Source organism: Kribbella pittospori, assembly GCF_004331465.1.
In the GTDB taxonomy this organism is placed as follows: domain Bacteria; phylum Actinomycetota; class Actinomycetes; order Propionibacteriales; family Kribbellaceae; genus Kribbella; species Kribbella pittospori.
Genome location: NZ_SJKB01000005.1, coordinates 45,851 through 67,842 on the forward strand (window position 1 = coordinate 45,851; position 21,992 = coordinate 67,842).

Genomic DNA, 21,992 nt, shown 5'->3' on the forward strand with positions numbered 1-21,992 from the left:
CGGCACGCGGGGCGGCCTCGAGGTCAGCCGAAGTACTGGGTGATCTGTACGCCCAGGGGTACGGCGAACGGCAGGTCCCGGGGTGGAACCGGGTCGAACGTGAAGGTGGAGAAGGCCGCTGCGCTGACCTGGCAGGTCAGGGTGGTGGCGGAGCAGGTGAGCAGGTCGACCGGAGCGTTCTGCCCGGCGCGGACACCGACGGCGGAGAAGGTGCTGTCGTCCAGCCACTGACCGAAGATCAGTCGGGGATGATCGGGGTGGCGTAGCGGGAGCTTCGCGCCGGTCTTCACCTCGTAGAGGGCGAGTACGGCGGCGGCCGGCTGGGCCCGCTGGTTGTCGGCCGGACCGGCGACCAGATAGTCCGCGGTCGGGGAGAGGTACCCCTGCCGGCCGGGGAACGTACGACCACTGGAGTCGCTCGGTGCCGGACCGACCGCCAGGCTGGTCCCGCTGGTCGGATGGCTCAACGGACGCTGGTAGAGGTACTGCCCGGACGAGACGCCTCGCACCCCGTTGGGGAGCGTGTCGGCGACCAGCTTGCCGGCGCCGGCTTTCAGATCCCAGCGGAGGATGCCGCCGAGGGTTCCGAAGTACGCGGTGTCGCCGTCGATGGCGACGATCTGTGGTCCCATCACGGCATCGAGCAGTGGGCCACGCTTGTTGCCGATCGGGGTACGGACGAGCTCACGGCCGGCGGCCACGTCGTACACGACGGACTCGCTGTGGTCGGTGTAGTTCTCGACCCAGCCGACCAGGCTGCCGTGGCTGTCGGCAGTCAGGCGCTGGGTGCCCTTGCCGGGCGCGATCCGGCGTACCCCGGCGGTCCCGGCGACGTAGATGTCGTTCTTGTCGTCGAGGAAGACGAAACCCGCGTCGGTCTGGACGAACGCGCTGACTCGGTGCGGCGCGACGTTGATGACGTCCTTGCCGTAGTGGATCTGATTGCCGATGGCGTACGTCGCGCGGCGTTCGGCGAAGGGTGGAGGCGTGGCCGGTGCCGGGCGCCGGTCGACCGACCGGGCGACTGTGACCCCACCGGCGATGGCGGCCAGGGTGACGACCGCACCGCCGAGGACCGCGGTGGCCCGGCGCCGGCTGATCCGGCGGTCGCCCGCCGCGACGATCCCGTCCAGGTCGAGGGCGGGCGGTTCGGCGCTGTCGGCGTGCTCGGCGAGGGTGTCCCTCAGCAACTCGTTCATTCCGCCATCCCCGCCTTCTCAACGATCAGTACGACGCCGGCGCCCAGGCGGGCGCGCAACTTCTTCAGCGCGGCAGAGACCTGGCTCTTCACTGTCCCGACGCTGCAGCCGAGCGCCTCGGCCGTTTGCGGCTCGGTCAGGTCTTCGTAGTACCGCAGGATCAACGCAGCCCGTTGCCTCGGCGGCAACTGCTGGAGCTCGTGCCACAACCAGATCCGGGCGGTGGCGTCCTCCGGATCCACCGGCCGATCGGGTACGTCGTCATGGGGTCGCTCGGCGTGCCAGGACTTCCGCCGCCACCAGGTGATTGCGGTGGTGGTGATGACCCGGCGCGTGTACGCCTCAGCGTTGCCCGGATCGCGGAGGCGGCGCCACGCGACGTACGTCTTGACCAAGGCCTCCTGGACGAGGTCCTCCGCCAGACCACGATCGCCGGCCAGCAGGTAGGCGTAGCGATACAGCGCGGCGTGCCGCGTGGTCGCGAACTCCGCGAAGCCGGCGGTGTCCCGCTCGTCGGCCATCTGGTCCCTTCCGTCGGCGCCTGGGTCGATTCAACCCTTGTGACGCGGCCGGACCGGCAAACCGTTGGGTGCGCGCTCGAGCAGTTTGTGCGTCAGGGCGATCACTGTGTGTCGTAGCCGAATGGTGGGGTTGTCGCGTTCGACAATGTCGAACGACCGGCGTTGTGCCGCCCCGCGAACGCTTCTACATTCCAGCCAGCCGTGGTCGTCACGGCTGTGGAGGGGAGGTTCGGCATGGCTACGACGGAAACAGTCAAAGCAAGAACCCTTCTTGCGGAGTGCTCGGCCGAGTTCGCGGGGACGTTCATCCTGATCCTGTTCGGCGTGGGTGTGGTGGCCCAGGTGGTGGCCGGCGGTATCGGGGACCACGACTCGATCTCGTGGGCCTGGGGTATCGGCGTGACCATGGGCGTGTACGTGTCCGCCCGGATCAGCGGTGCCCACATCAACCCTGCGGTCACGATCGCCCTGGCCGCGTTCCGCGGGTTCGCCTGGCGGAAGGTTCTGCCGTACATCGTTGCGCAGTTCCTGGGTGCCTTCGCGGCGGCTCTGGTGGTCCGCTGGAACTACGACAAGGTGCTCCAGCATTTCGACCCCGGCCTGACCATCAAGAGTCAGGGCGTGTTCTCCACCCTGCCGGGCAACGGCAGCACGGAGCTCGGGGTCGGCATGTGGGGCGGATTCCTGGACCAGATCATCGGTACGGCGATCCTGATGCTGGTCATCCTGGCCATCGTCGACCTGCGCAACACCGCCCCGATGGCGAATCTCGGTCCGTTCATGATCGGTCTTCTGGTCGTCGGCATCGGCATGGCCTGGGGCACGCTGGCCGGCTACGCGATCAACCCGGCCCGTGACTTCGGACCGCGGCTCGCGTCCTTCCTGACCGGCTACGGGGGAGCATTCAAGGACCAGTTCGGGGATCCCTATTTCTGGGTCCCGATCGTGGGACCCATCATCGGAGCGCTCATCGGCGCCTTCCTCTACGACCTGCTGGTCGGCCGGCACCTGCCGGTGAGCGACGAGGACGAGGAGCCGGGCCGGGTGCCCGACGAGGAGACCACGGCGTGATGCGTCGTACCACTGAGCAGTGTGAGGAGAGGACTTTCCATGGCTGACTTCGTCGGTGCCGTCGACCAGGGCACCACGAGCTCTCGTTTCATGATCTTCGACCACTCCGGCAACGTGGTGGGTATCCACCAGCTGGAGCACGAGCAGATCCTGCCGCAGGCCGGATGGGTCGAGCACAACCCGGTCGAGATCTGGGAGCGGACCAGTTCGGTGATCCGGACCGCGATGAACTCCAAGGGGTTGCAGGCCAGCGACCTTGCCGCGCTCGGCATCACCAACCAGCGTGAGACGGCGGTGGTCTGGAACCGCAAGACCGGGCGGCCGTACTACAACGCGATCGTCTGGCAGGACACCCGGACCGACCGGATCGCCTCCGCGCTGGAGCGCGAGGGCAAGGGCGACGTGATCCGGCAGAAGGCCGGCCTGCCGCCGGCGACGTACTTCTCGGCCGGCAAGGTGCAGTGGATCCTGGAGAACGTCGACGGGGTCCGCGAGGCGGCCGAGGCCGGCGACGCCGTCTTCGGCAACACCGACACCTGGCTGCTGTGGAACCTGACCGGCGGGACGGAGGGCGGCGTACACATCACCGACGTCACCAACGCCAGCCGGACCATGCTGATGAACCTGGAGACGCTCGACTGGGACGACGAGCTGATCTCCTTCTTCAACATCCCGCGGCAGATGCTGCCGGAGATCCGGCCGTCGTCGGATCCGAACAAGTACGGCGAGACCCTCGCGAACGGTCCGGTCGGCGGCGTGGTGGCGCTGACCGGTGACCTCGGCGACCAGCAGGCGGCGACCGTCGGTCAGGTCTGCTTCAACCCGGGCGAGGCCAAGAACACCTACGGCACCGGCAACTTCATGCTGCTGAACACCGGCACCGAGCTGGTCCGGTCGAAGGCCGGTCTGCTCAGCACGATGTGCTACAAGTTCGGCGACAACGCGCCGGTGTACGCGCTCGAGGGATCGATCGCGGTCACCGGGTCCGCGGTCCAGTGGCTGCGCGACCAGCTCGGCATCATCTCCGGTGCGAGCGAGACCGAGACGCTGGCCCGGCAGGTCGAGGACAACGGCGGTGTGTACTTCGTGCCCGCGTTCTCCGGACTGTTCGCGCCGTACTGGCGCTCCGATGCCCGCGGCGCCATCGTCGGTCTGTCCCGGTTCAACACCAACGCGCACCTGGCCCGAGCAACACTGGAAGCGATCTGCTACCAGAGCAAGGACGTCTCGGACGCGATGGAGAAGGACTCGGGCGTGAGGCTCGACGTACTCAAGGTCGACGGCGGCGTGACGGCGAACGAGCTGGCCATGCAGATGCAGGCCGACATCCTCGGCGTCCCGGTGAGCAAGCCGGTCGTCGCGGAGACCACCGCGCTCGGCGCGGCGTACGCGGCCGGCCTGGCGGTCGGCTTCTGGAAGACCACCGACGAGCTGGTCCAGAACTGGAACGAGGACAAGCGGTGGGAGCCGCAGTGGACGGACGAGCAGCGCACCAAGGGGTACGCCGGCTGGCAGAAGGCGGTCCAGCGGACGCTGGACTGGGTCGACGTCGGCTGACCCTGCCCGCTCGGTAGGCAACGCAACGGAATCGGAAGGAACAGCACAGTGGGCGCAGTGGCTCTGTCACCGCAAGCGAGGACCGAGGCGATCGACGCGATGGCCGACGGACGGGAACTGGACGTCCTGGTGATCGGTGCCGGGGTGGTCGGCAGCGGCTCGGCGCTCGACGCCGCCACCCGGGGCCTGACCACCGGACTGCTGGAGGCGCGCGACTTCGCCAGCGGCACCTCCAGCCGGTCCAGCAAGTTGGTCCACGGTGGCCTGCGCTACCTGGAGATGCTCGACTTCCGGCTGGTTCACGAGGCGTTGCAGGAGCGCGGGCTGCTCCTGCAACGCCTGGCTCCGCACCTGGTGAAGCCGGTGCCCTTCCTCTATCCGCTCCAGCACCGGTGGTGGGAGCGGTTCTACGCCGGCGCGGGTGTCGCGCTGTACGACGGAATGGCGGTCAGCTCGGGTCTCGGGGCCGGGCTGCCGATCCACCGGCACCTGACCCGCCGTGGCGCGATGCGGCTGGTGCCGAGTCTGAAGAAGTCGGCCCTGGTCGGCGCGCTGCAGTACTACGACGCCCAGGTCGACGATGCCCGCCACACGATGGAGCTCGCGCGGACGGCGGCGTCGTACGGCGCTCATGTCGCGAACCGGGTCAAAGTGACCGGGTTCCTGCGCCAGGGTGAGCGGGTCACCGGGGTGCAGGCGAAGGATCTGGAGAACGGCCGCGAGTTCGAGGTCCGGGCCAAGCAGGTCGTGAACGCGACCGGGGTCTGGACCGACGACACACAGGCGATGGTGGGAGAGCGCGGCCAGTACCACGTCCGGGCGTCGAAGGGGATCCACCTGGTCGTCCCGAAGGACCGGATCCAGTCCAGCACCGGGATGATCCTGCGGACCGAGAAGTCGGTGCTGTTCATCATTCCGTGGGGCCGGCACTGGCTGATCGGCACCACCGACACGGACTGGAACCTGGACAAGGCCCACCCGGCCGCGACCAGCAAGGACATCGAGTACCTGCTCGACCACGTCAACGCCGTACTCACCACTCCGCTGACGCGTGAGGACGTCGAGGGCGTGTACGCCGGACTCCGGCCGCTGCTCGCGGGTGAGTCGGAGAGCACCTCGAAGCTGTCCCGCGAACACGTCGTCGCGCACGCGGCGCCGGGTCTCGTGGTGGTTGCCGGTGGCAAATACACGACCTACCGGGTGATGGCGAAGGACGCGATCGACGCGGTCGCCAACGCCCTCGACGGACGGGTGCCGAAGTGCACCACGAAGAACATCCCGCTGGTCGGGGCCGACGGCTACCACGCGCTGTGGAACCAGCGGCACCTGATCGCGCAACGATCCGGCCTGCACGTGGCCCGGATCGAGCACCTGCTCAACCGGTACGGCGCCCTGGTCGACGAGGTACTGCAACTCGTCGAGGAGGACCCGTCGCTCGGCGAGCAACTGCCGGGCACCCAGGACTACCTGAAGGCCGAGATCGTGTACGGCGCGAAGGCCGAAGGAGCACGGCACCTGGACGACATCCTCGCCCGCCGGACGCGGATCTCGATCGAGGCCTGGGACCGTGGCGTCGGAGCCGCCGAGGCAGCCGCCCGCTTGGTGGCCCCGATCCTTGGCTGGGACGAGGCAACGATCGAGCGCGAGGTCTCGTTCTACATCCGCCGCGTCCAGTCCGAACGCGGCTCCCAGGACCAGCCCGACGACGAGTCCGCCGACAAGGTCCGCTTGGAGGCCCCCGACATCGTGTCCCCGGCCTGACCTCTGGACGCTCGCACCACCGCAGTGGCTTACTCGGTGGTGTGAGCCAGGGAGGGCCGCAGATTTCTACTCGGCTACCTGTTCGGGGCGGATCCAGTTGAAGGTGCGTTGGACGGCGGCCTTCCAGTTGGCGTACTCGGTGGCGCGTCGGTCCGGATCCATGTGGGGCAGCCACTGACCGGCGCGGTGCCAGTTGCTCCGCAGGCCTTCCAGGTCCGGCCAGTAGCCGACCGCGAGGCCGGCGGCGTACGCGGCTCCGAGTGAGACGGTCTCGGTCACCATCGGGCGCACCACTCGTACGTCGAGCAGGTCGGCAAGGAACTGCATCAGCAGGTTGTTCGCCGTCATGCCGCCGTCGACCTTCAACGCGGTCAGCGCGATGCCGGAGTCCGCGTTCATCGCGTCGACCACCTCGAGCGTCTGGAACCCGGTCGCCTCCAGCACCGCCCGAGCCAGATGGCCCTTGGTGATGTAGCCGGTCAGGCCGGCGATCACCCCGCGCGCCTCGCTGCGCCAGTGCGGCGCGAACAGCCCGGAGAACGCAGGCACGATGTACGCACCCCCGTTGTCCTCGACGGTCCGCGCCAGCGTCTCGATCTCGGCCGCGGTGTGGATCAGCCCGAGCCCGTCACGGAACCACTGCACCAGTGAACCGGTGACCGCCATCGACCCTTCGAGCGCGTACGACGCCGGCTCGTCCCCGATCTGGTACGCGACCGTCGTCAGCATCCCGTGCTTGGACCGCACGATCTCGTGGCCGGTGTGCAGCAGCAAGAACGAGCCCGTGCCATACGTGCACTTCGCCTCGCCGGGACTGAAACACGTCTGCCCGAACAGTGCCGCCTGCTGATCCCCGAGCGCCGCCCCGATCCGTACCCCGGGCAGTACGTCGGTCGCCGTCGCGAACACCCCGGACGACGGCCGGATGTCCGGCAGCACTGCCCGCGGTACGTCGAACGCCTCGAGCAACTTGTCGTCCCATTCGAGGGTCTCGATGTTCATCAGCATCGTGCGGCTCGCGTTCGTCACGTCGGTGACGTGCAGCCCGCCGTTCGCGCCACCGGTGAAGTTCCAGATCAGCCAGGACTCCATCGTGCCGAAGTACACCTCGCCCCGCTCGGCGCGCTCCCGCAGCCCCGGAGTGTGGTCGAGCATCCACTTCAGGCGCGGTGCCGAGAAGTACGTCGTCAGCGGCAGACCACACAGGTCCGCGAACCGGTCCGGGCCCTCGGTGCCGGCCAGTTCGCTCACCAGCCGAGAGGTCCTCGTGTCCTGCCAGACCACCGCATTGCCGATCGGCCAGCCGGTGAAGCGGTCCCACAACAGGCTGGTCTCGCGTTGGTTGGCGATGCCGATGGCAACGATCTGCGACGGCTCGGCGCCGATCTGCCGGACCGCGGTCGGGACCACCCGGGTCACGTTCCGCCAGATCTCTGCCGCGTCGTGTTCCACCCAGCCCGGTCTCGGAAACAGTTGCCGGTGCTCGCGCTGTGCGACCGACACCAGTCGGCCTCGGCGGTCGAACAGGATGCACCGCGTCGAGTTGGTTCCCTGGTCCACCGCGGCCACGTACTGCTCAGCCATCGAGCCACCCCCCGATCTCTCGCCGGCCGGATCGCTCAGGCCGAACCGGCCGCCTCCCCGTCAAGTGTCCTCCCGGAGGTCGCGGGCGATGGCCTCAGCGGTGGACCGGACCATGCTGATCAGGTCTGGGCGGTGGCGCAGCTTGCTGTCGCAGATGCGTTCGAGCCGGCCGGCGAGGCCGACCGCACCGACGACCAGACCGCCCAGCCCGCGGATCGGGGCCGCGATGCTGGCGAGTTCGACGGTGTGTTCCTCGAGCTCGCTGGCCCACCCGCGGGCACGCACCGTGGCGAGCTCTTCGGCGAGGCGGCCCGGATCGGTGATCGTCCGGGTCGTGTACGCCTCCAGCCGGCGCGGCCGGGCGGCTCCGCTGGTGTCGAACGCGAGCACGGCCTTGCCGAGGGCGGTGGCGTGGGGCGGGAGCGTCGTACCGACGTCGAGGTCCTGGTCGCTGTCATCGGGGCGGAACACGTGGTGGACGACCTCGACCTTGCCGTCGACGAGTCGTCCGACCCGGACCACCTCACCGCTGCGGGAGGCGAGTGAGTCGGCCCAGTTGATGGCGCGGCTGCGCAACTCGTTCGGGTCGAGGTAGCTCTCGCCGAGGCGGCCGAAGATGTCGCTCAGGTGGTAGTGCGCGCCGGTGTGGTCCTGCTCGACAAAACCGACCTGTTGCAGTGTCCGAAGTATCCCGTGGACAGTCGGTTTCGCCAGGCCGAGTGCGTTGCCGAGGTCGGCGACGCCGAGTCCGTCCGGTGCGGCCGCGAGCAATCGCAGCACAGCGGCAGCCCGCTCGATGGACTGCACGGTGCCCGGCACAATGGCAGGCTATCTGGAATTCGGCCTGTGGCTGTAGGCCAAGTTCAGCCGTCGACGTCGACCAGATCGACGCCGGCCGACTCGGCGGCGACCTCTTCAACCGAGCGGCTCGGGAGCGGCGGTGGGGTTCCTCCCCAGGCCGGGCAGATCGCCTTGTGGTCGCACCACTCACACAGCGGACCAGGGCTGGGCCGCCAGTCGCCAGACTCGAGCGCCCGGCTGATCGCAGTCCACAGCGCCGAGACCTTCCGCTCACAAGCGCGCAGATCAGCCTCGTCAGGGACATACCGGACGATCTCGCCGTTGCCGAGATACACAAGCTGGAGCATCGCCGGCACCACGCCACGTAGCCGCCACAGGACCAGCGCGTAGAACTTCATCTGGAACAGAGCCTTGGCCTCGAAGAACTCCGAGGGCGATCGGCCGGTCTTGTAGTCGACCACGCGAATCTCACCGGTCGGCGCGACATCGAGCCGGTCCACGTAGCCCCGCAGTACCAGGCCGGACTCGAGCTCGGTCTCGACGTACAGCTCGCGCTCGGCGGGCTCCAGCGCGTTCGGGTCCTCGAGGGTGAAGTACTTCCCGAGCAGTTGGTGCGCCTCGGCCAGCCAGTTGGCCAGCTCCTCGCCGCTCGCGTCCTCGGCGAACAACTCCGCGACCGCCGGCTCCTCCTCGAGCACGTGCTGCCACTGCGGCTCGAGCATTCCTGCCGCCTGCTCCAGCGTGCGTTGTCCGCGGGGCAGGTCGAACAAACGCTCCAGCACGCCGTGCACGACCGTGCCGCGGACCGCGGCCGAGGACGGCTTCTCCGGCAGCCGGTCGATGACGCGGAAGCGGTACTTCAGCGGGCAGCTCATGAAGTCCGCGGCCCGGGAGGGCGACAGGGCTCCGCGCGGGTGCCCGTGCACGTCGACTTCGGCTGCAACAATCATGCCAGCACCCTAGGCGAGTCCACCGACACTTCGCCGGTGCACCACCCGGACCTGTGGAAAACCGTTCGCAGCGAACTCCCAGCCGGCTTTCGGGAAACCATCGGCTCCCTTTGTCACGCTCGACTCATGACGCCACCACCGAAGCCACCCCGTGAACACGATCTGGGTCTGGAGTACGACCTCGGCACCCTGCACCGCCGGCGGTTCCTCGGCCTCTTCGCCGGTGCCGGCCTGGCCGCGGTGGCCGGCTGCACCCCGGACGACACCACCGACTCGACCAGCTCCGGCTCGACGACAACCACGACATCCGGCACGCCATCCGCCAGCACTCCCTCGGCCAGTACGACGACCAGCAGCACCGACGTCGACGAGATCCCGCAGGAGACCGCCGGACCGTACCCCGGTGACGGCTCCAACGGCCCGAACGTCCTCACCGAGTCCGGCATCGTCCGCAAGGACATCACCAAGTCCTTCGGCTCCGCGTCCGGAGTGGCAACCGGCGTACCCCTGACCGTGACACTGACCGTCCTCGACGCGGACAAGGACACCCCACTGGAAGGTGCGGCTGTCTATCTGTGGCACTGCGACGCAGAGGGCCGCTACTCCCTCTACTCCGACGGCGCGACCAACGAGAACTACCTGCGCGGCGCCCAGGCCGCGGACTCGTCCGGCAAGGTCACGTTCACGACGATCTTCCCCGCCGCGTACATGGGCCGCTGGCCGCACATCCACTTCGAGGTCTACTCGAGCCTGTCCGAAGCCACCGCCGCCGGGAAGATCAGCGCGACCTCCCAACTCGCCCTCCCCGAGGATGTGTGCAAGACCGTCTACGCCACCGACGGATACGACGGAAGTGCGCAGAACCTGGCCCAGACTTCGCTTGCGAACGACAACGTGTTCGGCGACGACGACGGCGTACATCAGCTCGCGACAGTCACCGGAGACACCAGCAGCGGGTACGTCGCCACGCTCAATGTCGGCGTCTGATGCGGCACACCGTGGGTAGGTAGCACGGAGTTACCGGCGGGCAAGTAGCGTTGGGTCGATGCCAGAACCGCGTGATCCCCAGAATCCCGCCCAGCCGGCCGGGCCGCCGCCGCCCGGTACCTGGGTACTTGGTCGTATCCGCGGCATCCGGCTCACCATGCGGTTCACCTGGCTGCCGGTGGCGATGCTGCTCGCGATCGGGTTCGCCGCGATCATCGGGCAGCAGTTTCCCGACCTGGGTGGTTGGCGCTATCTGGCCGCGCTCGCGTTCGTGGTCGCGTTCACCCTGTCGATCCTGGTCCACGAGCTGGCGCACGCACTGATGGCGATGCGGTTCGGCATCGGGGTGTCGGAGATCAACCTCGGCTTCTTCGCGGCCGGCACGCATATCGAGGGGGAGCGGAAGTCACCGCTCGAGGAATTCGCCGTCTCGGTGGTCGGCCCGGTCGCGTCCCTGATCGTCGGTGGCCTCGCGTACCTCGGCTCGCGCGCCTTCGACGAGGGCGTCGGGTACGTCGCCCTGTGGGAGCTCGGTATCGCAAACCTCATCGTCGGCGTGACGAACCTGCTGCCCGGGCTGCCGCTGGACGGTGGCTGGGTGCTGCGCGCGGTGGTTTGGAAGTTCACCGGCAACATGCACACCGGCACGATCGTGGCCGCGTGGGCCGGCCGGATCCTCGCCATGCTGGTGCTGGCGGCTCCGGTGATCATCGAAGAGGTCTGGAACCGGCAGCCGACCATGATCGACTTCCTGATCGCGCTCGCGGTCGGGTTCTTCCTCTGGATGGGGTCGACCGCCTCGCTGATGCAGGCACGGCTCCGTCGCAAACTGCCCGCGCTCCAGGTCCGCACGATGGCCCGCCGCGCGATCGCAGTCCATTCCGGTACGCCGATCTCCGAGGCCGTCCGGCTGGCCGCGGACGCGCAGGCCGGGGCGGTCGTCGTGATCGACGGCGAGGGCAAGCCGCACGCGCTGGTGTCGGAGACCGCGGTGAGCGCGGTCGCGCCGAACCAGCGCCCGTGGACCACCGTCAGCGAGGTTTCGACCCGCATCGGCGCGGGCCACATCATCGGGATCAACGACACCGGTGAAGAGATCCTCAAGACGCTGCGCGAGCACCCCGCGTCGGAGTACCTCGTCCTGGACGCGGCCGGCTCGGTGTACGGCGTGCTCGCGACCAGCGACATCGAACGGGCGTTCCGAGGCCGCTGAGCCGGCCCACCCCTCCTCCACCTCATCCCGCCTCGCCAGCGTCTGGTGGGTTGACCCACCAGATGGTGGGTTCACCCAGGGGAATCCGCCCGGCCAACCCACCGTCTGATGGGTCAACCCATGAGAGGTTGTGGGGAGGGGCGGGATTCGGGGATCGGAGTGACTCAAAGTTAAGGTGAGCGCCTTATGGCTGACTTGCGCGACTTTCCCGACCAGGCGTACTCCGGGGTCCACCACGGCCCGTTGCAGGCGGGGGAGTGGATCACCCTGCAGGACTCCAAGGGCCGCCGGCACTCGGTGTTCCTGGAGCGCGGGAAGATCTTCCACACCACCAAGGGCGGGATCGCGCACGACGACCTGATCGACGGGCCGGACGCCGTGGTGATCAAGTCCAAGGGCGGCGTCGAGTACCTGGCGCTGCGCCCCTTGATGGCTGACTACTCAGTCTCCATGCCGCGCGGTGCGGCCGTGATCTACCCGAAGGACACCGCGCAGATCGTCACGATGGCCGACATCTTCCCGGGTGCGAAGGTGGTCGAGGCCGGCGCCGGCTCCGGCGCTCTGACCACGGCGTTGCTGCGTGCCGTCGGCATCCAGGGCCAGGTGATCTCGTTCGAACGGCGGGAGGACTTCGCCGAGGTTGCGCGCAAGAACGTGACCGGTTTCTTCGGCGGTGAACACCCGGCCTGGCGGCTCGAGGTCGGCGACCTGGTCGAGAAGCTGAACGAGCCGGATGTGGACCGGGTCATCCTCGACATGCTGGCGCCGTGGGAGTGCGTTGACGCCGTCGCTGAGGCCCTGTCGCCCGGTGGGGTGTTCTGTGCCTATGTCGCCACCACGACGCAGCTGAGCCGTGTTGTGGAGACGCTGAGGGCACATGGTGAGTTCACCGAGCCGCGCGCCTGGGAGTCGCTGGTGCGGGATTGGCACGTCGAGGGTCTGGCCGTTCGCCCGGGCCACCGGATGCAGGGGCACACCGCTTTCCTGGTCACCGCGCGACGGATGGCGCACGGAGTTCAGGCGCCGCGCAAGAAGCGCCGGCCGGCCCCGGGTGCGTACGGCGACGACTACGCCGGACCGCGTCGGGCCGAAAGATCGGAAGACATGCCGAAAGCAACTGGTTCATCCGCAACCGACACGTGATGGGATTCAGCTTGCCCAGCGACGTTTTCTGGGTAAGGTCCATAAGGTCGAGCCCCACATGGTGAGGTGATGATCGTGGCTGGAGACGAGAGTCCTACCGCGGCAGAGCTGCGTAACCAGGTCCGTTACCTGGAAGCCGAGGTCGCAGCGTTGCGGCGTCGGTTGCTGGAGCATCCGGCTGACAGCCGGTCGCTCGAGAGCAGGCTGTCCGAAACCCAGGCCTCCTTGGCGAGTGTCACCGCTCAGAACGAGCGGCTGGCAGAGACGCTGCGGGAGGCGCGAGAGAAGATCATCGCCCTGAAGGAGGAGGTCGACCGGCTGGCCCAACCGCCGTCCGGTTTCGGCACCTTCCTCGGCCGCAATGACGACGACACGCTGGACGTGTTCACCGGGGGCCGCAAGCTCCGGGTCGCGGCCAGCCCCTCGGTCGACCTGGACGGGCTGAAGCTCGGCCAGGAGCTGATGCTGAACGAGGCGCTGAACGTGGTCGAGGCCTGCGATTTCGAGGTCGTCGGCGACGTGGTGATGCTGAAGGAACTGCTCGCCGACGGCGAGCGGGCGCTGGTGATCGCGCAGGCCGACGAGGAACGGGTCGTCCGGCTCGCCTCGCCGCTGCTCGACATCCCCCTGCGGGCCGGTGACTCGCTGCTGCTGGAGCCACGCTCCGGATACGTCTACGAGAAGATCCCGAAGTCCGAGGTCGAGGAGCTGATCCTCGAAGAGGTCCCGGACATCGACTACACGCAGATCGGTGGCCTGTCCGGTCAGATCGAGCAGATCCGGGACGCGGTCGAGCTGCCGTACCTGCACAAGGACCTGTTCCTCGAGCACGAGCTGAAGCCGCCGAAGGGCGTCCTGCTGTACGGCCCGCCGGGCTGTGGCAAGACCCTGATCGCGAAGGCGGTGGCCAACTCGCTGGCCAAGAAGGTGGCCGAGCGGACCGGGGTGGACGGGCAGAAGTCCTTCTTCCTCAACATCAAGGGTCCGGAGCTGCTGAACAAGTACGTCGGCGAGACCGAGCGGCACATCCGGCTGGTCTTCCAGCGGGCCCGTGAGAAGGCCTCCGAGGGTATGCCGGTGATCGTGTTCTTCGACGAGATGGACTCGCTGTTCCGCACCCGCGGAAGCGGTGTCTCCTCCGACGTCGAGAACACCATCGTTCCGCAGTTGCTGAGCGAGATCGACGGTGTCGAGGGCCTGGAGAACGTCCTGGTCATCGGTGCCTCGAACCGTGAGGACATGATCGACCCGGCCATCCTGCGACCCGGCCGGCTGGACGTGAAGATCAAGATCGAGCGCCCGGACGCCGAGGCGGCCCGGGACATCTTCTCAAAGTACCTGACCACCACCCTGCCGCTGCACACCGACGACCTGAGCGAGTTCGGCGGCGACAAGGCGGAGTGTGTGAACGGTATGATTCAGCGCACCGTCGAGCGGATGTACACCGAGGCCGACGAGAACCGGTTCCTCGAGGTCACCTACGCCAACGGCGACAAGGAGGTCCTGTACTTCAAGGACTTCAACTCGGGCGCGATGATCCAGAACATCGTCGACCGGGCCAAGAAGATGGCGATCAAGGCCTTCCTGGACGAGAACCAGAAGGGTCTGCGGGTGCAGCACCTGCTGCAGGCGTGCGTGGACGAGTTCAAGGAGAACGAGGACCTTCCGAACACGACCAACCCGGACGACTGGGCCCGCATCTCCGGCAAGAAGGGCGAGCGGATCGTCTACATCCGTACGCTCATCTCCGGCAAGCAGGGCACGGAGCCCGGCCGCTCCATCGACACGGCCACCAACACGGGTCAGTACCTGTAAGACACCGTCGTACGACGACCGCCCCTGGACACGCCGTCCAGGGGCGGTCGTCCGTCTGTGGCAGTCAGGACACAGCGACGCGGCGGGTCAGATCGGCGAGCTCACGGTTGAAGTGGTCGGGCTGCTCCAGGTGCACGGTGTGGCCGACTCCGTCGTACCAGGCGGCCTCGGCGGTCGGGCAGGTCGCCAGGAGGTGTTCTGCCATCGCCGGGAGCACCACAGTGTCGGCTCTGCCGTGGGTGACCAGCAGCGGCACCGTGAGCGTCCGCAGTACGTCGTCCTCGTCGATTTCGCGGGCTCCCAGGTTGGCCCGGATCCGGGCCGGGACGGTCATGCTCGCCGCGAGCAGCAGTTCCGTGTCGTCCGCCGTGAACGGGATGGCCGAGAAGGCCCTGATCAGACCGCGCGCCCCACGAATGTTGGTCGGCAGGTCGTCGGCGATCAGATCGGGGAAGTTGTCCAGGAAGCCGGGCCCGATCAGTGTGCCGAACGCCGCCGGACCGAGCCGGGCTGCTCCGCCGATGAGGTCGATCCCGCCGATCCGATCCTCGCCGTACGCTCGCACGTAGTCGCAGATGACGAAGGCGCCGTACGACCAACCCACCACGACCGGTCGGTCGAGGTGCAACTGCTCGATGACCGCGGCGAGGTCGTCGGCCCACAGCCGGGCGTCGGTGTAGTGCTCCTGCTCCAGCGGCGCCTCGGACATGCCGTGACCGCGCAGGTCGAACGCCACGAGCCGGAACTCTCCGGCGAGCGCGCTCTCGTATTGCTTCCGCCAGCACAGATGGCTCTGCGACAGGCCGTGGATGAACACGATCGGTGGCCCGTCCGGCCGGCCCCATTCGCGGACGTGCAGGCGCAGACCACCACCGCCTCGCACGGTGTGGATCGTCGGCTGCTCGATGACTGCAGTCATGGTCCCTCCCCTTGGTTCGTTCGGTCGACTCGATCGTCACCGGGCGGGGGCAAGGACGGCATCGGGAACGAGCTACGTATCCCTGGCCCACCGCCTACGTATCCGGCGTGATACTGACGAGATGAAGGTCGGCCCGAGCGACGATGTGTTCGTCGGGCGCGCCCGTGAACTCGAGGCGCTCGAGGGCGCGCTGGACGCTGCTCGGGCCTGCCGCGGAGGAACCGTCCTGATCACGGGCGAGGCCGGCATCGGTAAGACGCGGCTGACCTCCGAGCTGTCCGTGCGCGCCCGGGACGCCGGCTTCGAAGTCCTGCTCGGGCGCTCGATCGACCTGGTCGGGACCGAATTGCCGTACCAGCCGTTCGCGCAGGCACTGGGTCCGGTCGGTGCCCTCCCTCGGGCAGACGGCCAGCAGTTCCGGGTCTTCGAGCTCGTCCTGGGTCTGCTGACAGAGCGGGCGGATTCCGCCCCGGTGCTGCTCGTCCTCGAAGATCTGCACTGGGCGGACACCTCCACGCTCGATCTCGTGGTGTACCTCGCGCAGTACGTCGACGACCGGCCGGTGCTGCTGGTCGGGACGTACCGCGCCGACGAGCGGTCGTCTGCCGAGCGGATGCTCCGGCTCGCCAATGGGGTACGGCGTTCGGGATCGGCCCTGCTCGTCGACCTCGGACCGCTCGACCGCGACGAACTGGCCACACTTGTCGCGTCGTACGCCGTCCCGCCACGGACCGCTGCCTTCGCTGACACGATCGTGGTCCGCTCCGAGGGCAATCCGTTCTTCGCGCAGGAACTGATCGCCGCGGCCCGCGACGGTGGTCTGCCGCGAGGCTTGCGTGAGCTCCTGCTGCAGCGGGTCGACCGGCTCGACCAGCAGGCCCGGGCGGTCGTCCGGATTGCCTCGGCCGCGGGCCGGGAGGTCGGATACTCGCTGCTGCGAGCGGTCGCCGTAATGCCCGAGCAGGACGTTCGCATAGCGCTGCGGCAGGCGGTCGAGCACGGCGTGCTGGTCGCCGAACCGGCGACGAGCAGCTATCGGTTCCGGCATGCGTTGCTGGCCGAGGCGGTGTACGCGACCCTGCTGCCGGGGGAGCGCGAGGAGATTCACGAACACCTCGCCGAGGAGCTCGCGCGCTCGGGCGCGGCCGCGCCGGCCGAGCTGGCACCGCACTGGGCGGCCGCGGGGCGCATGGCCGAGGCGCTGGCAGCGTCGGTCGCCGCCGCCAATGAAGCCGTGTCCGTCGCCGGTCTCGCGGAGGCGCGCGCCCATCTGGAGCGAGCGATCTCGCTGTGGCCGGCGGTGCCGAACGCGGCCGAGCTCGCCGGCTCCGATCTCGGCGGTATCTGTTCGTGGGCCGCCGTGCTTGCCGGCGAGACCGGCGAGGCACCTCGGGCGGTCGAGCTTGTCCGGCAGGCGATCGACCTGGTCGGAGTCGGCGATCGGCGTCGGGCGGCACTGCTGCAGGTACGCCTGGGGGAGTACCTCCACCAGATCGGCAGCGACCTGTCCGGACTCGCGGCGCTGGAGCGGGCGGTCGAGCTCGCACCGGCCGAGCCGGTGCCGGATCGGGCGTACGTGGTGGCCTCACTCGCGGGCGGTCTGATGGTCGCGTGGCGCCACGCGGCATCGGTACGGCTGGCCGAGGAGGCGTTGGCGCTCGCGCGTGACGCCGGTGCCGGCGAGGGCCTGGTTCGGGCGCTGACCGTGCGTGGCGCCGACCTCGTTTACCTGGGCAGGACCGAGGAGGGCCTGGCCGACCTCCGTGAGGCGCTGCTGGTGGCCGAGGAGATCGGCGACCGGATCGGGCTGGATCGGGTGTACGTCAACCTGACCGATTCCCTGACGATGCTCGGCCGGCTGGAGGAGTCCGTCCAGATCGGCCGCGCGGGTCTGGAGGCGATCCATCGGTACGGCCTCAAGAGCGCCGTACTGGTCTCGAATCTGATCGAGGCGCTGCTCGCCCGGGGCGAGTGGGACGAGGCCGATGCGCTGAGCACGGCCGCGCTGCGGTCGACGATGGCGAGCTTCCCGTACATGCTGCTGATGCTCCGAGCCGATCTCGACGTCGGCCGCGGTGACTTCGTCGCGGCGCGGGAGCACCTCGACGCCGCGCTCCAGACGCTGCGCCCGGACCGTGGCCTGGGCATCTACGACGTCGACCTGGCCGAACTCGCGCTGTGGGAGCGGCGGTGGGCCGACGCCGCAGAGCACACGAACGCGGCCTTGGAATCGTTGGGGTCCGTCAGGGCTGAACAGCTTCGGGTGTGGTTCTGTGCAAAGGGGTTGCGGGCACAGGCCGACCTCGCCGCGGTGGCCAGGACCCGACGCGATGCCGCCGCGGAGCGGAGCGTGCTCGACCGCGCTGACCAACTGATCGCGGTCGCCCGTCGTGCCGGCGAGGACGCCCTACCGGTGACGCCGGTCGGCGGCGCCTGGCTGGGGCTGGCCGAGGCCGAGTACGAGCGCACCCGGGGCATCGCCGATCCTGGACTGTGGGTGGATGCCGCGGGTCGCTGGGAACTCCTGGCCCGTGCACCGCTCACCGCCTACTGCCGCTGGCGCCAGGCGGAGGCAGTGGTGACAGCCGGAGGATCGCGGGCCGAGGCAAGCATTCCGGCCCGTTCGGCGTACGAGGTTGCGGTCCGGATCGGTGCGCAGCCGTTGCAGCGAGAGCTCGAGCTGCTCGCCGAACTGGCCCGCCTGCGGATCGCGACCCCGCCGGCCGACGTTGAACCCGCCGGAGGCTTTGACGAGGTTCTCGGCCTGACAGCGCGCGAGGCTGAGGTGCTGACGCTGCTGTCTCGTGGCTGCACCGATCGCGAGATCGCCGTGACGCTGGTGATCAGTGTCCGGACGGTCGGCGTCCACGTGTCGCACATTCTGCGGAAACTCGGTGCCGCCAACCGGATCGAGGCCGCTGCGATCGCCCACCGGATGTCCGGGCACAGCTGAAGGGTGCGACCGGGGTTTCCCCTGATTACGGGGACGGCGAGCCGGGCTTAACTTGCTGGTATGGCGACGGATGAGGTGCGGAAGGACCTGCGGGCGGCGGTGGCCGCGCGGCAGGAGTTGGGACCGGAGTACGAAGCGGAAGTCATCGACAGCTTCCTGGCGAAACTCGACGAGCGGGATGCGCACCGACAGGCCGGCGCGCTGCCGGAGCGGGCCGGTCCGCCGCACCCGAGCCGCGAAACGGACCCAGGTGGCCTCGCGTTGGCGATCATCTCGGTCGTCGCGGCCATCCCGATCACCGCCATCTCGGCCGACATGCTCGGCCTGCGTGGCCTGGTCGTCTCCTGGGCCGGCCTGGTCGCCGTCAACTTCGCCCGCACCATCGGCCGCCGCAACACCCGCTGACAGCCACTCAGAGCCCGGAGACGATGTCTCTGAGCCCGTTCTCCACGTCGTCAGGCAGATCCAGCAGCAGGCCGCGGTGGACGCCGTACCAGGGCGAGAGGCGCCCCCAGTCCCGGGCGCGCTCTCGCAACTCCGGAGTGATGTCGTAGGTCTCGGCCACACCGTCGACCAGTGCGTCCGGAGCACTGTTGAGAACCCAGCACAGATCGAGTGCCGGATCACCGATCTCGGCGTCGGTCCAGTCGATGATGCCGGTGATCCGTCCGTCGGTGACCAGGATGTGCTCCGGACCGAAATCGCAGTGCACCAGGCTGCTCCGAACCTGGGCAACACGATCGAGCAGTGCCATGGCCGACGGCCGCAGCTCGGCGGGTAGGAGCGGCACGATCTGAGCCCGGCACTCGTCCAGGAACACCGCCTTGTCGGCAAACGCCGCGGGCGCGCCGGGGACTCCACGTGCCTCCGCCTCCGCCGGGTCCACGGCATGCAGCGCTCGGAGGAATGCTCCGATCTGGCGACCGATCGCCGTACCGCCGTCCTCGAGCGGTGTGCCAGGCAGCAACAGATGCCGTACGCCGTCCTCCGTCGTCTCCGGCACCGGGACTGGCAGAGGTAGCTGTGGAGCAAGCCAGGGCATCAGTGTGGCCTCAGTCAGCAGGCGGGGACGGACTGCCGGGCGGCGGGGTGAGCGGTAGATCCACGGACCGTCGATCCACGCGTGGCTGTCCCACCCCTCGATGATGGTCACACGAGGCTCCTGACGTAGGGCCCGAGGAGGGCGGTGGTGTCGGGCATGAAGGACCAGTCCGGATCGTCCAGCTTGGCTACGAGGTCGGCGGGGGACATCCAGGCGCCCCACTCGACCTCCTCCGGCTGGTGCTTGACCGGGCCGTCCCAGACGCACGTGTACAGGTAGGCGTGGTACCTGGTGTGGTCGTCTGCGAAGTCGTCCTCCGGCAGCCGGGTCAGCTCCGCATCGGTGATCCCGAGTTCCTCGGCCAGCTCCCGGACCACGGCGTCGTACGGATCCTCGCCGGCGGCAACGACGCCGCCGGCCGAGAAGTCGTACCGGCTCGGGTAGAGATCCTTGGTCGGCGTACGGCGATGCACGTAGATCTCACCGGCCGCATTCCGGACGAGTACGCCGGTCGCGGAGTGTCGCAGGTTGTCCCGCCGCATCTCCGACCGCGGCCGTGCCTCGATTACCACGTTGTCGTCGTCCAGAATGGCCACCATTTCGTCCACCCGCGAAGTCTCACACGTAACCCTGTGGACACAGCAACGGATTTCGTCGCGGACACCGCGTAGGCTCGTTCGCATGAGTGTTCGGCGGATCATGGGAACCGAGACAGAGTTCGGGATCTCGGTACCAGGCCAGCCCGGGGCGAACCCGATGCTGACCTCGAGCCAGGTGGTGAACGGCTACGCGCAGACGCAGCCGCTCGCGCGCAAGACCCGATGGGACTTCGACGAGGAGCACCCGCTGCGGGACGCGCGCGGCTTCGACCTGAGCCGGGAGGTGGCCGATTCCAGCCAGCTCACCGACGAGGAGACCGGGCTGGCGAACGTGATCCTGACCAACGGCGCGAGGCTGTACGTCGACCACGCCCACCCGGAGTACTCGGCGCCCGAGACGACCAATCCGCGCGACGTGGTGGTCTGGGACAAGGCCGGCGAACTGGTGATCATGGAGGGCGCGCGACAGGCCCGGCAGATCCCCGGCGCCCCGCCGCTGAACCTGTACAAGAACAACGTCGACAACAAGGGCGCGTCGTACGGCTCGCACGAGAACTACCTGATGCGCCGGTCCACGCCGTTCGCGTCGATCGTGCGGCACCTGACGCCGTTCTTCGTGAGCCGTCAGGTGGTCACCGGCGCCGGCCGCGTCGGGATCGGCCAGGACGGCACCGCGAACGGTTTCCAGATCAGCCAGCGGGCCGACTACTTCGAGGTCGAGGTCGGCCTGGAGACGACGCTGAAGCGCCCGATCATCAACACCCGCGACGAGCCGCACGCCAATCCGGACCGGTACCGCCGGCTGCACGTGATCATCGGCGACGCGAACCTGTCCGAGATCTCGACGTACCTGAAGGTCGGCACCGCCTCGCTGGTGCTGGCGATGATCGAGGACGGCTGGCTGACCGACGACCTGAGCGTGGACCGCCCGGTCACCGCGCTGCACGAGGTCAGCCACGACCCCACCTGTACGCACCTGATGACGCTGAAGGACGGCCGCAAGCTCACCGCCGTCCAGCTGCAGACGGAGTACCTGGAGCAGGCCCGCAAGTACGTCGAGGACAAGTACGGCGACGACGCGGACCGGCAGACCAAGGACGTGCTGCACCGCTGGGAGCAGATCCTGGATCAGCTGGCCATCGATCCGATGAAGCTGGCCGACCAGCTCGACTGGGTGGCGAAGTACAAGCTGCTCCAGTCCTACCGCGACCGCGACGGCCTGGAGTGGGACGACCCCAAGCTGCACCTGGTCGACCTGCAGTACGCCGACCTGCGCCCGGACAAGGGTCTTTACTACAAATTGGTGAAGGCCGGCCGGATGCAGCGGCTCGTCTCCGACGAGGAGATCCGGATGGCGGTGTCGCACCCGCCGACCGACACGCGGGCGTACTTCCGCGGCCGCTGCATGCAGCAGTACGCGCCGCAGGTCGCGGCCGCCTCCTGGGACTCGGTGATCTTCGATCTGCCGGGTAAGGAGTCGCTGCAGCGGATCCCGACACTGGACCCGTTGCGGGGCACGAAGGCGCATGTCGGGGCACTTCTTGACCAATGCGACACCGCGAGTGACCTGGTTCGCACCATTACTGGGGGCGCCGCCGGGTAGGGTCGCTATTGAGGGTCGGTTGGGCGACCCTCCCAGCGGTTCTAGGAGGTGTGTCACATGGCGAAGGACGGCGGTCAGCAGCACAAGCAGCCGAAGCGTTCGTCGACCGAGGAAGAGGTCGAGCAGGTCGAGGCGTCGGAAGACGTCCAGGAGCGCAAGGAACGGCTCGACGAGGACGTCGATTCGATCCTGGACGAGATCGACGAGGTGCTCGAGGAGAACGCCGAGGAGTTCGTCCGCGGATTCGTGCAAAAGGGTGGGGAGTGAACCGCTC

General features: G+C 68.5%; 19 protein-coding genes. 11 read left to right on the plus strand and 8 right to left on the minus strand.

Features of this window, described 5'->3' with window-relative positions:
• Positions 1 to 23: 23 nt before the first annotated feature.
• Complete coding sequence (locus E0H73_RS17060) at positions 24 to 1,199, minus strand: hypothetical protein (protein WP_131356763.1); 1,176 nt, start codon at positions 1,197 to 1,199, stop codon at positions 24 to 26.
• Positions 1,196 to 1,720 (minus strand): SigE family RNA polymerase sigma factor, encoded by a 525-nt coding sequence (locus tag E0H73_RS17065; protein ID WP_131356766.1) that lies wholly within the window; start codon positions 1,718 to 1,720, stop codon positions 1,196 to 1,198. The genes E0H73_RS17060 and E0H73_RS17065 overlap by 4 nt, the downstream gene beginning before the upstream one ends.
• A gap of 234 nt (positions 1,721 to 1,954) precedes the next feature.
• Between E0H73_RS17065 and E0H73_RS17070 the strand changes: the two genes are divergently transcribed.
• The 3 genes from E0H73_RS17070 to E0H73_RS17080 are packed head-to-tail and all read left to right on the plus strand — an operon-like array spanning position 1,955 to position 6,109.
• A complete protein-coding gene (locus E0H73_RS17070) occupies positions 1,955 to 2,791 on the plus strand; it encodes an MIP/aquaporin family protein (RefSeq protein ID WP_131356769.1) in 837 nt (278 codons plus the stop codon).
• 39 nt (positions 2,792 to 2,830) lie between these two features.
• Positions 2,831 to 4,348, plus strand: coding sequence for a glycerol kinase GlpK (gene glpK / locus E0H73_RS17075; protein ID WP_131356772.1), 1,518 nt, complete (start codon positions 2,831 to 2,833; stop codon positions 4,346 to 4,348).
• Positions 4,349 to 4,396: 48 nt separating this feature from the next.
• On the plus strand, positions 4,397 to 6,109 hold the full coding sequence (locus E0H73_RS17080) for a glycerol-3-phosphate dehydrogenase/oxidase (RefSeq protein WP_238164051.1): 1,713 nt from the start codon (positions 4,397 to 4,399) through the stop codon (positions 6,107 to 6,109).
• Positions 6,110 to 6,175: 66 nt separating this feature from the next.
• On the opposite strand, the gene glpK (E0H73_RS17085) is transcribed toward E0H73_RS17080, so the two are convergent.
• The 3 genes from glpK (E0H73_RS17085) to E0H73_RS17095 are packed head-to-tail and all read right to left on the minus strand — an operon-like array spanning position 6,176 to position 9,444.
• The gene (glpK, locus tag E0H73_RS17085) at positions 6,176 to 7,693 is read right to left on the minus strand and encodes a glycerol kinase GlpK (RefSeq protein ID WP_131356775.1); all 1,518 of its coding nucleotides are present in this window, start codon (positions 7,691 to 7,693) and stop codon (positions 6,176 to 6,178) included.
• 60 nt (positions 7,694 to 7,753) lie between these two features.
• Positions 7,754 to 8,512 carry an IclR family transcriptional regulator gene (locus E0H73_RS17090; protein WP_131356778.1) on the minus strand — a complete coding sequence of 253 codons (759 nt, stop codon included), beginning with the start codon at positions 8,510 to 8,512 and terminating at the stop codon, positions 7,754 to 7,756.
• A 44-nt stretch (positions 8,513 to 8,556) separates the two neighbouring features.
• Entirely contained in the window at positions 8,557 to 9,444 is an 888-nt protein-coding gene (locus tag E0H73_RS17095; protein WP_131356781.1) for a RecB family exonuclease, read from the minus strand.
• Between the two features lie 126 nt (positions 9,445 to 9,570).
• Here E0H73_RS17095 and E0H73_RS17100 point away from each other — a divergent pair, with 126 nt between their 5' ends.
• The 4 genes from E0H73_RS17100 (at position 9,571) to arc (ending at position 14,602) form a co-directional block, all read left to right on the plus strand.
• A complete protein-coding gene (locus E0H73_RS17100; protein ID WP_131356784.1) occupies positions 9,571 to 10,431 on the plus strand; it encodes an intradiol ring-cleavage dioxygenase in 861 nt (286 codons plus the stop codon).
• A gap of 58 nt (positions 10,432 to 10,489) precedes the next feature.
• A complete protein-coding gene (locus tag E0H73_RS17105; RefSeq protein ID WP_238164052.1) occupies positions 10,490 to 11,644 on the plus strand; it encodes a site-2 protease family protein in 1,155 nt (384 codons plus the stop codon).
• A gap of 186 nt (positions 11,645 to 11,830) precedes the next feature.
• Complete coding sequence (locus E0H73_RS17110) at positions 11,831 to 12,787, plus strand: tRNA (adenine-N1)-methyltransferase (protein ID WP_131356787.1); 957 nt, start codon at positions 11,831 to 11,833, stop codon at positions 12,785 to 12,787.
• A 69-nt stretch (positions 12,788 to 12,856) separates the two neighbouring features.
• On the plus strand, positions 12,857 to 14,602 hold the full coding sequence (gene arc, locus E0H73_RS17115; protein ID WP_131356790.1) for a proteasome ATPase: 1,746 nt from the start codon (positions 12,857 to 12,859) through the stop codon (positions 14,600 to 14,602).
• 64 nt (positions 14,603 to 14,666) lie between these two features.
• Here arc and E0H73_RS17120 read toward each other — a convergent pair whose 3' ends face one another.
• On the minus strand, positions 14,667 to 15,521 hold the full coding sequence (locus E0H73_RS17120) for an alpha/beta fold hydrolase (RefSeq protein WP_131356793.1): 855 nt from the start codon (positions 15,519 to 15,521) through the stop codon (positions 14,667 to 14,669).
• 121 nt (positions 15,522 to 15,642) lie between these two features.
• Here E0H73_RS17120 and E0H73_RS17125 point away from each other — a divergent pair, with 121 nt between their 5' ends.
• A complete protein-coding gene (locus E0H73_RS17125; RefSeq protein WP_165555723.1) occupies positions 15,643 to 18,474 on the plus strand; it encodes a helix-turn-helix transcriptional regulator in 2,832 nt (943 codons plus the stop codon).
• Between the two features lie 60 nt (positions 18,475 to 18,534).
• The gene (locus E0H73_RS17130; RefSeq protein ID WP_131356799.1) at positions 18,535 to 18,879 is read left to right on the plus strand and encodes a hypothetical protein; all 345 of its coding nucleotides are present in this window, start codon (positions 18,535 to 18,537) and stop codon (positions 18,877 to 18,879) included.
• Between the two features lie 7 nt (positions 18,880 to 18,886).
• Here the strand turns inward: E0H73_RS17130 and E0H73_RS17135 are convergent, their stop codons facing one another.
• Both E0H73_RS17135 and E0H73_RS17140 read right to left on the minus strand, forming a co-directional pair.
• The gene (locus E0H73_RS17135; protein ID WP_165555724.1) at positions 18,887 to 19,627 is read right to left on the minus strand and encodes a phosphotransferase; all 741 of its coding nucleotides are present in this window, start codon (positions 19,625 to 19,627) and stop codon (positions 18,887 to 18,889) included.
• Positions 19,624 to 20,115 carry an NUDIX hydrolase gene (locus tag E0H73_RS17140; RefSeq protein WP_238164094.1) on the minus strand — a complete coding sequence of 164 codons (492 nt, stop codon included), beginning with the start codon at positions 20,113 to 20,115 and terminating at the stop codon, positions 19,624 to 19,626. The genes E0H73_RS17135 and E0H73_RS17140 overlap by 4 nt, the downstream gene beginning before the upstream one ends.
• An 82-nt stretch (positions 20,116 to 20,197) precedes the next feature.
• Between E0H73_RS17140 and dop the strand changes: the two genes are divergently transcribed.
• Both dop and E0H73_RS17150 read left to right on the plus strand, forming a co-directional pair.
• Positions 20,198 to 21,718, plus strand: a complete 1,521-nt coding sequence (gene dop / locus E0H73_RS17145) for a depupylase/deamidase Dop (protein WP_131356809.1) — start codon at positions 20,198 to 20,200, stop codon at positions 21,716 to 21,718.
• 57 nt (positions 21,719 to 21,775) lie between these two features.
• The gene (locus tag E0H73_RS17150) at positions 21,776 to 21,985 is read left to right on the plus strand and encodes a ubiquitin-like protein Pup (protein WP_130448384.1); all 210 of its coding nucleotides are present in this window, start codon (positions 21,776 to 21,778) and stop codon (positions 21,983 to 21,985) included.
• Positions 21,986 to 21,992 lie beyond the last annotated feature (7 nt).

Bases quoted from the DNA above. Each gene is read 5' to 3' on its own strand.
- E0H73_RS17060 (WP_131356763.1), bottom strand. From the start codon at position 1,199: ATGAACGAGTTGCTGAGGGACACCCTCGCCGAGCACGCCGACAGCGCC.
- E0H73_RS17065 (WP_131356766.1), bottom strand. From the start codon at position 1,720: ATGGCCGACGAGCGGGACACCGCCGGCTTCGCGGAGTTCGCGACCACG.
- E0H73_RS17070 (WP_131356769.1), top strand. From the start codon at position 1,955: ATGGCTACGACGGAAACAGTCAAAGCAAGAACCCTTCTTGCGGAGTGC.
- glpK (WP_131356772.1), top strand. From the start codon at position 2,831: ATGGCTGACTTCGTCGGTGCCGTCGACCAGGGCACCACGAGCTCTCGT.
- glpK (WP_131356775.1), bottom strand. From the start codon at position 7,693: ATGGCTGAGCAGTACGTGGCCGCGGTGGACCAGGGAACCAACTCGACG.
- E0H73_RS17095 (WP_131356781.1), bottom strand. From the start codon at position 9,444: ATGATTGTTGCAGCCGAAGTCGACGTGCACGGGCACCCGCGCGGAGCC.
- E0H73_RS17100 (WP_131356784.1), top strand. From the start codon at position 9,571: ATGACGCCACCACCGAAGCCACCCCGTGAACACGATCTGGGTCTGGAG.
- E0H73_RS17105 (WP_238164052.1), top strand. From the start codon at position 10,490: ATGCCAGAACCGCGTGATCCCCAGAATCCCGCCCAGCCGGCCGGGCCG.
- E0H73_RS17110 (WP_131356787.1), top strand. From the start codon at position 11,831: ATGGCTGACTTGCGCGACTTTCCCGACCAGGCGTACTCCGGGGTCCAC.
- arc (WP_131356790.1), top strand. From the start codon at position 12,857: ATGATCGTGGCTGGAGACGAGAGTCCTACCGCGGCAGAGCTGCGTAAC.
- E0H73_RS17120 (WP_131356793.1), bottom strand. From the start codon at position 15,521: ATGACTGCAGTCATCGAGCAGCCGACGATCCACACCGTGCGAGGCGGT.
- E0H73_RS17125 (WP_165555723.1), top strand. From the start codon at position 15,643: ATGAAGGTCGGCCCGAGCGACGATGTGTTCGTCGGGCGCGCCCGTGAA.
- E0H73_RS17130 (WP_131356799.1), top strand. From the start codon at position 18,535: ATGGCGACGGATGAGGTGCGGAAGGACCTGCGGGCGGCGGTGGCCGCG.
- E0H73_RS17140 (WP_238164094.1), bottom strand. From the start codon at position 20,115: ATGGTGGCCATTCTGGACGACGACAACGTGGTAATCGAGGCACGGCCG.
- dop (WP_131356809.1), top strand. From the start codon at position 20,198: ATGAGTGTTCGGCGGATCATGGGAACCGAGACAGAGTTCGGGATCTCG.
- E0H73_RS17150 (WP_130448384.1), top strand. From the start codon at position 21,776: ATGGCGAAGGACGGCGGTCAGCAGCACAAGCAGCCGAAGCGTTCGTCG.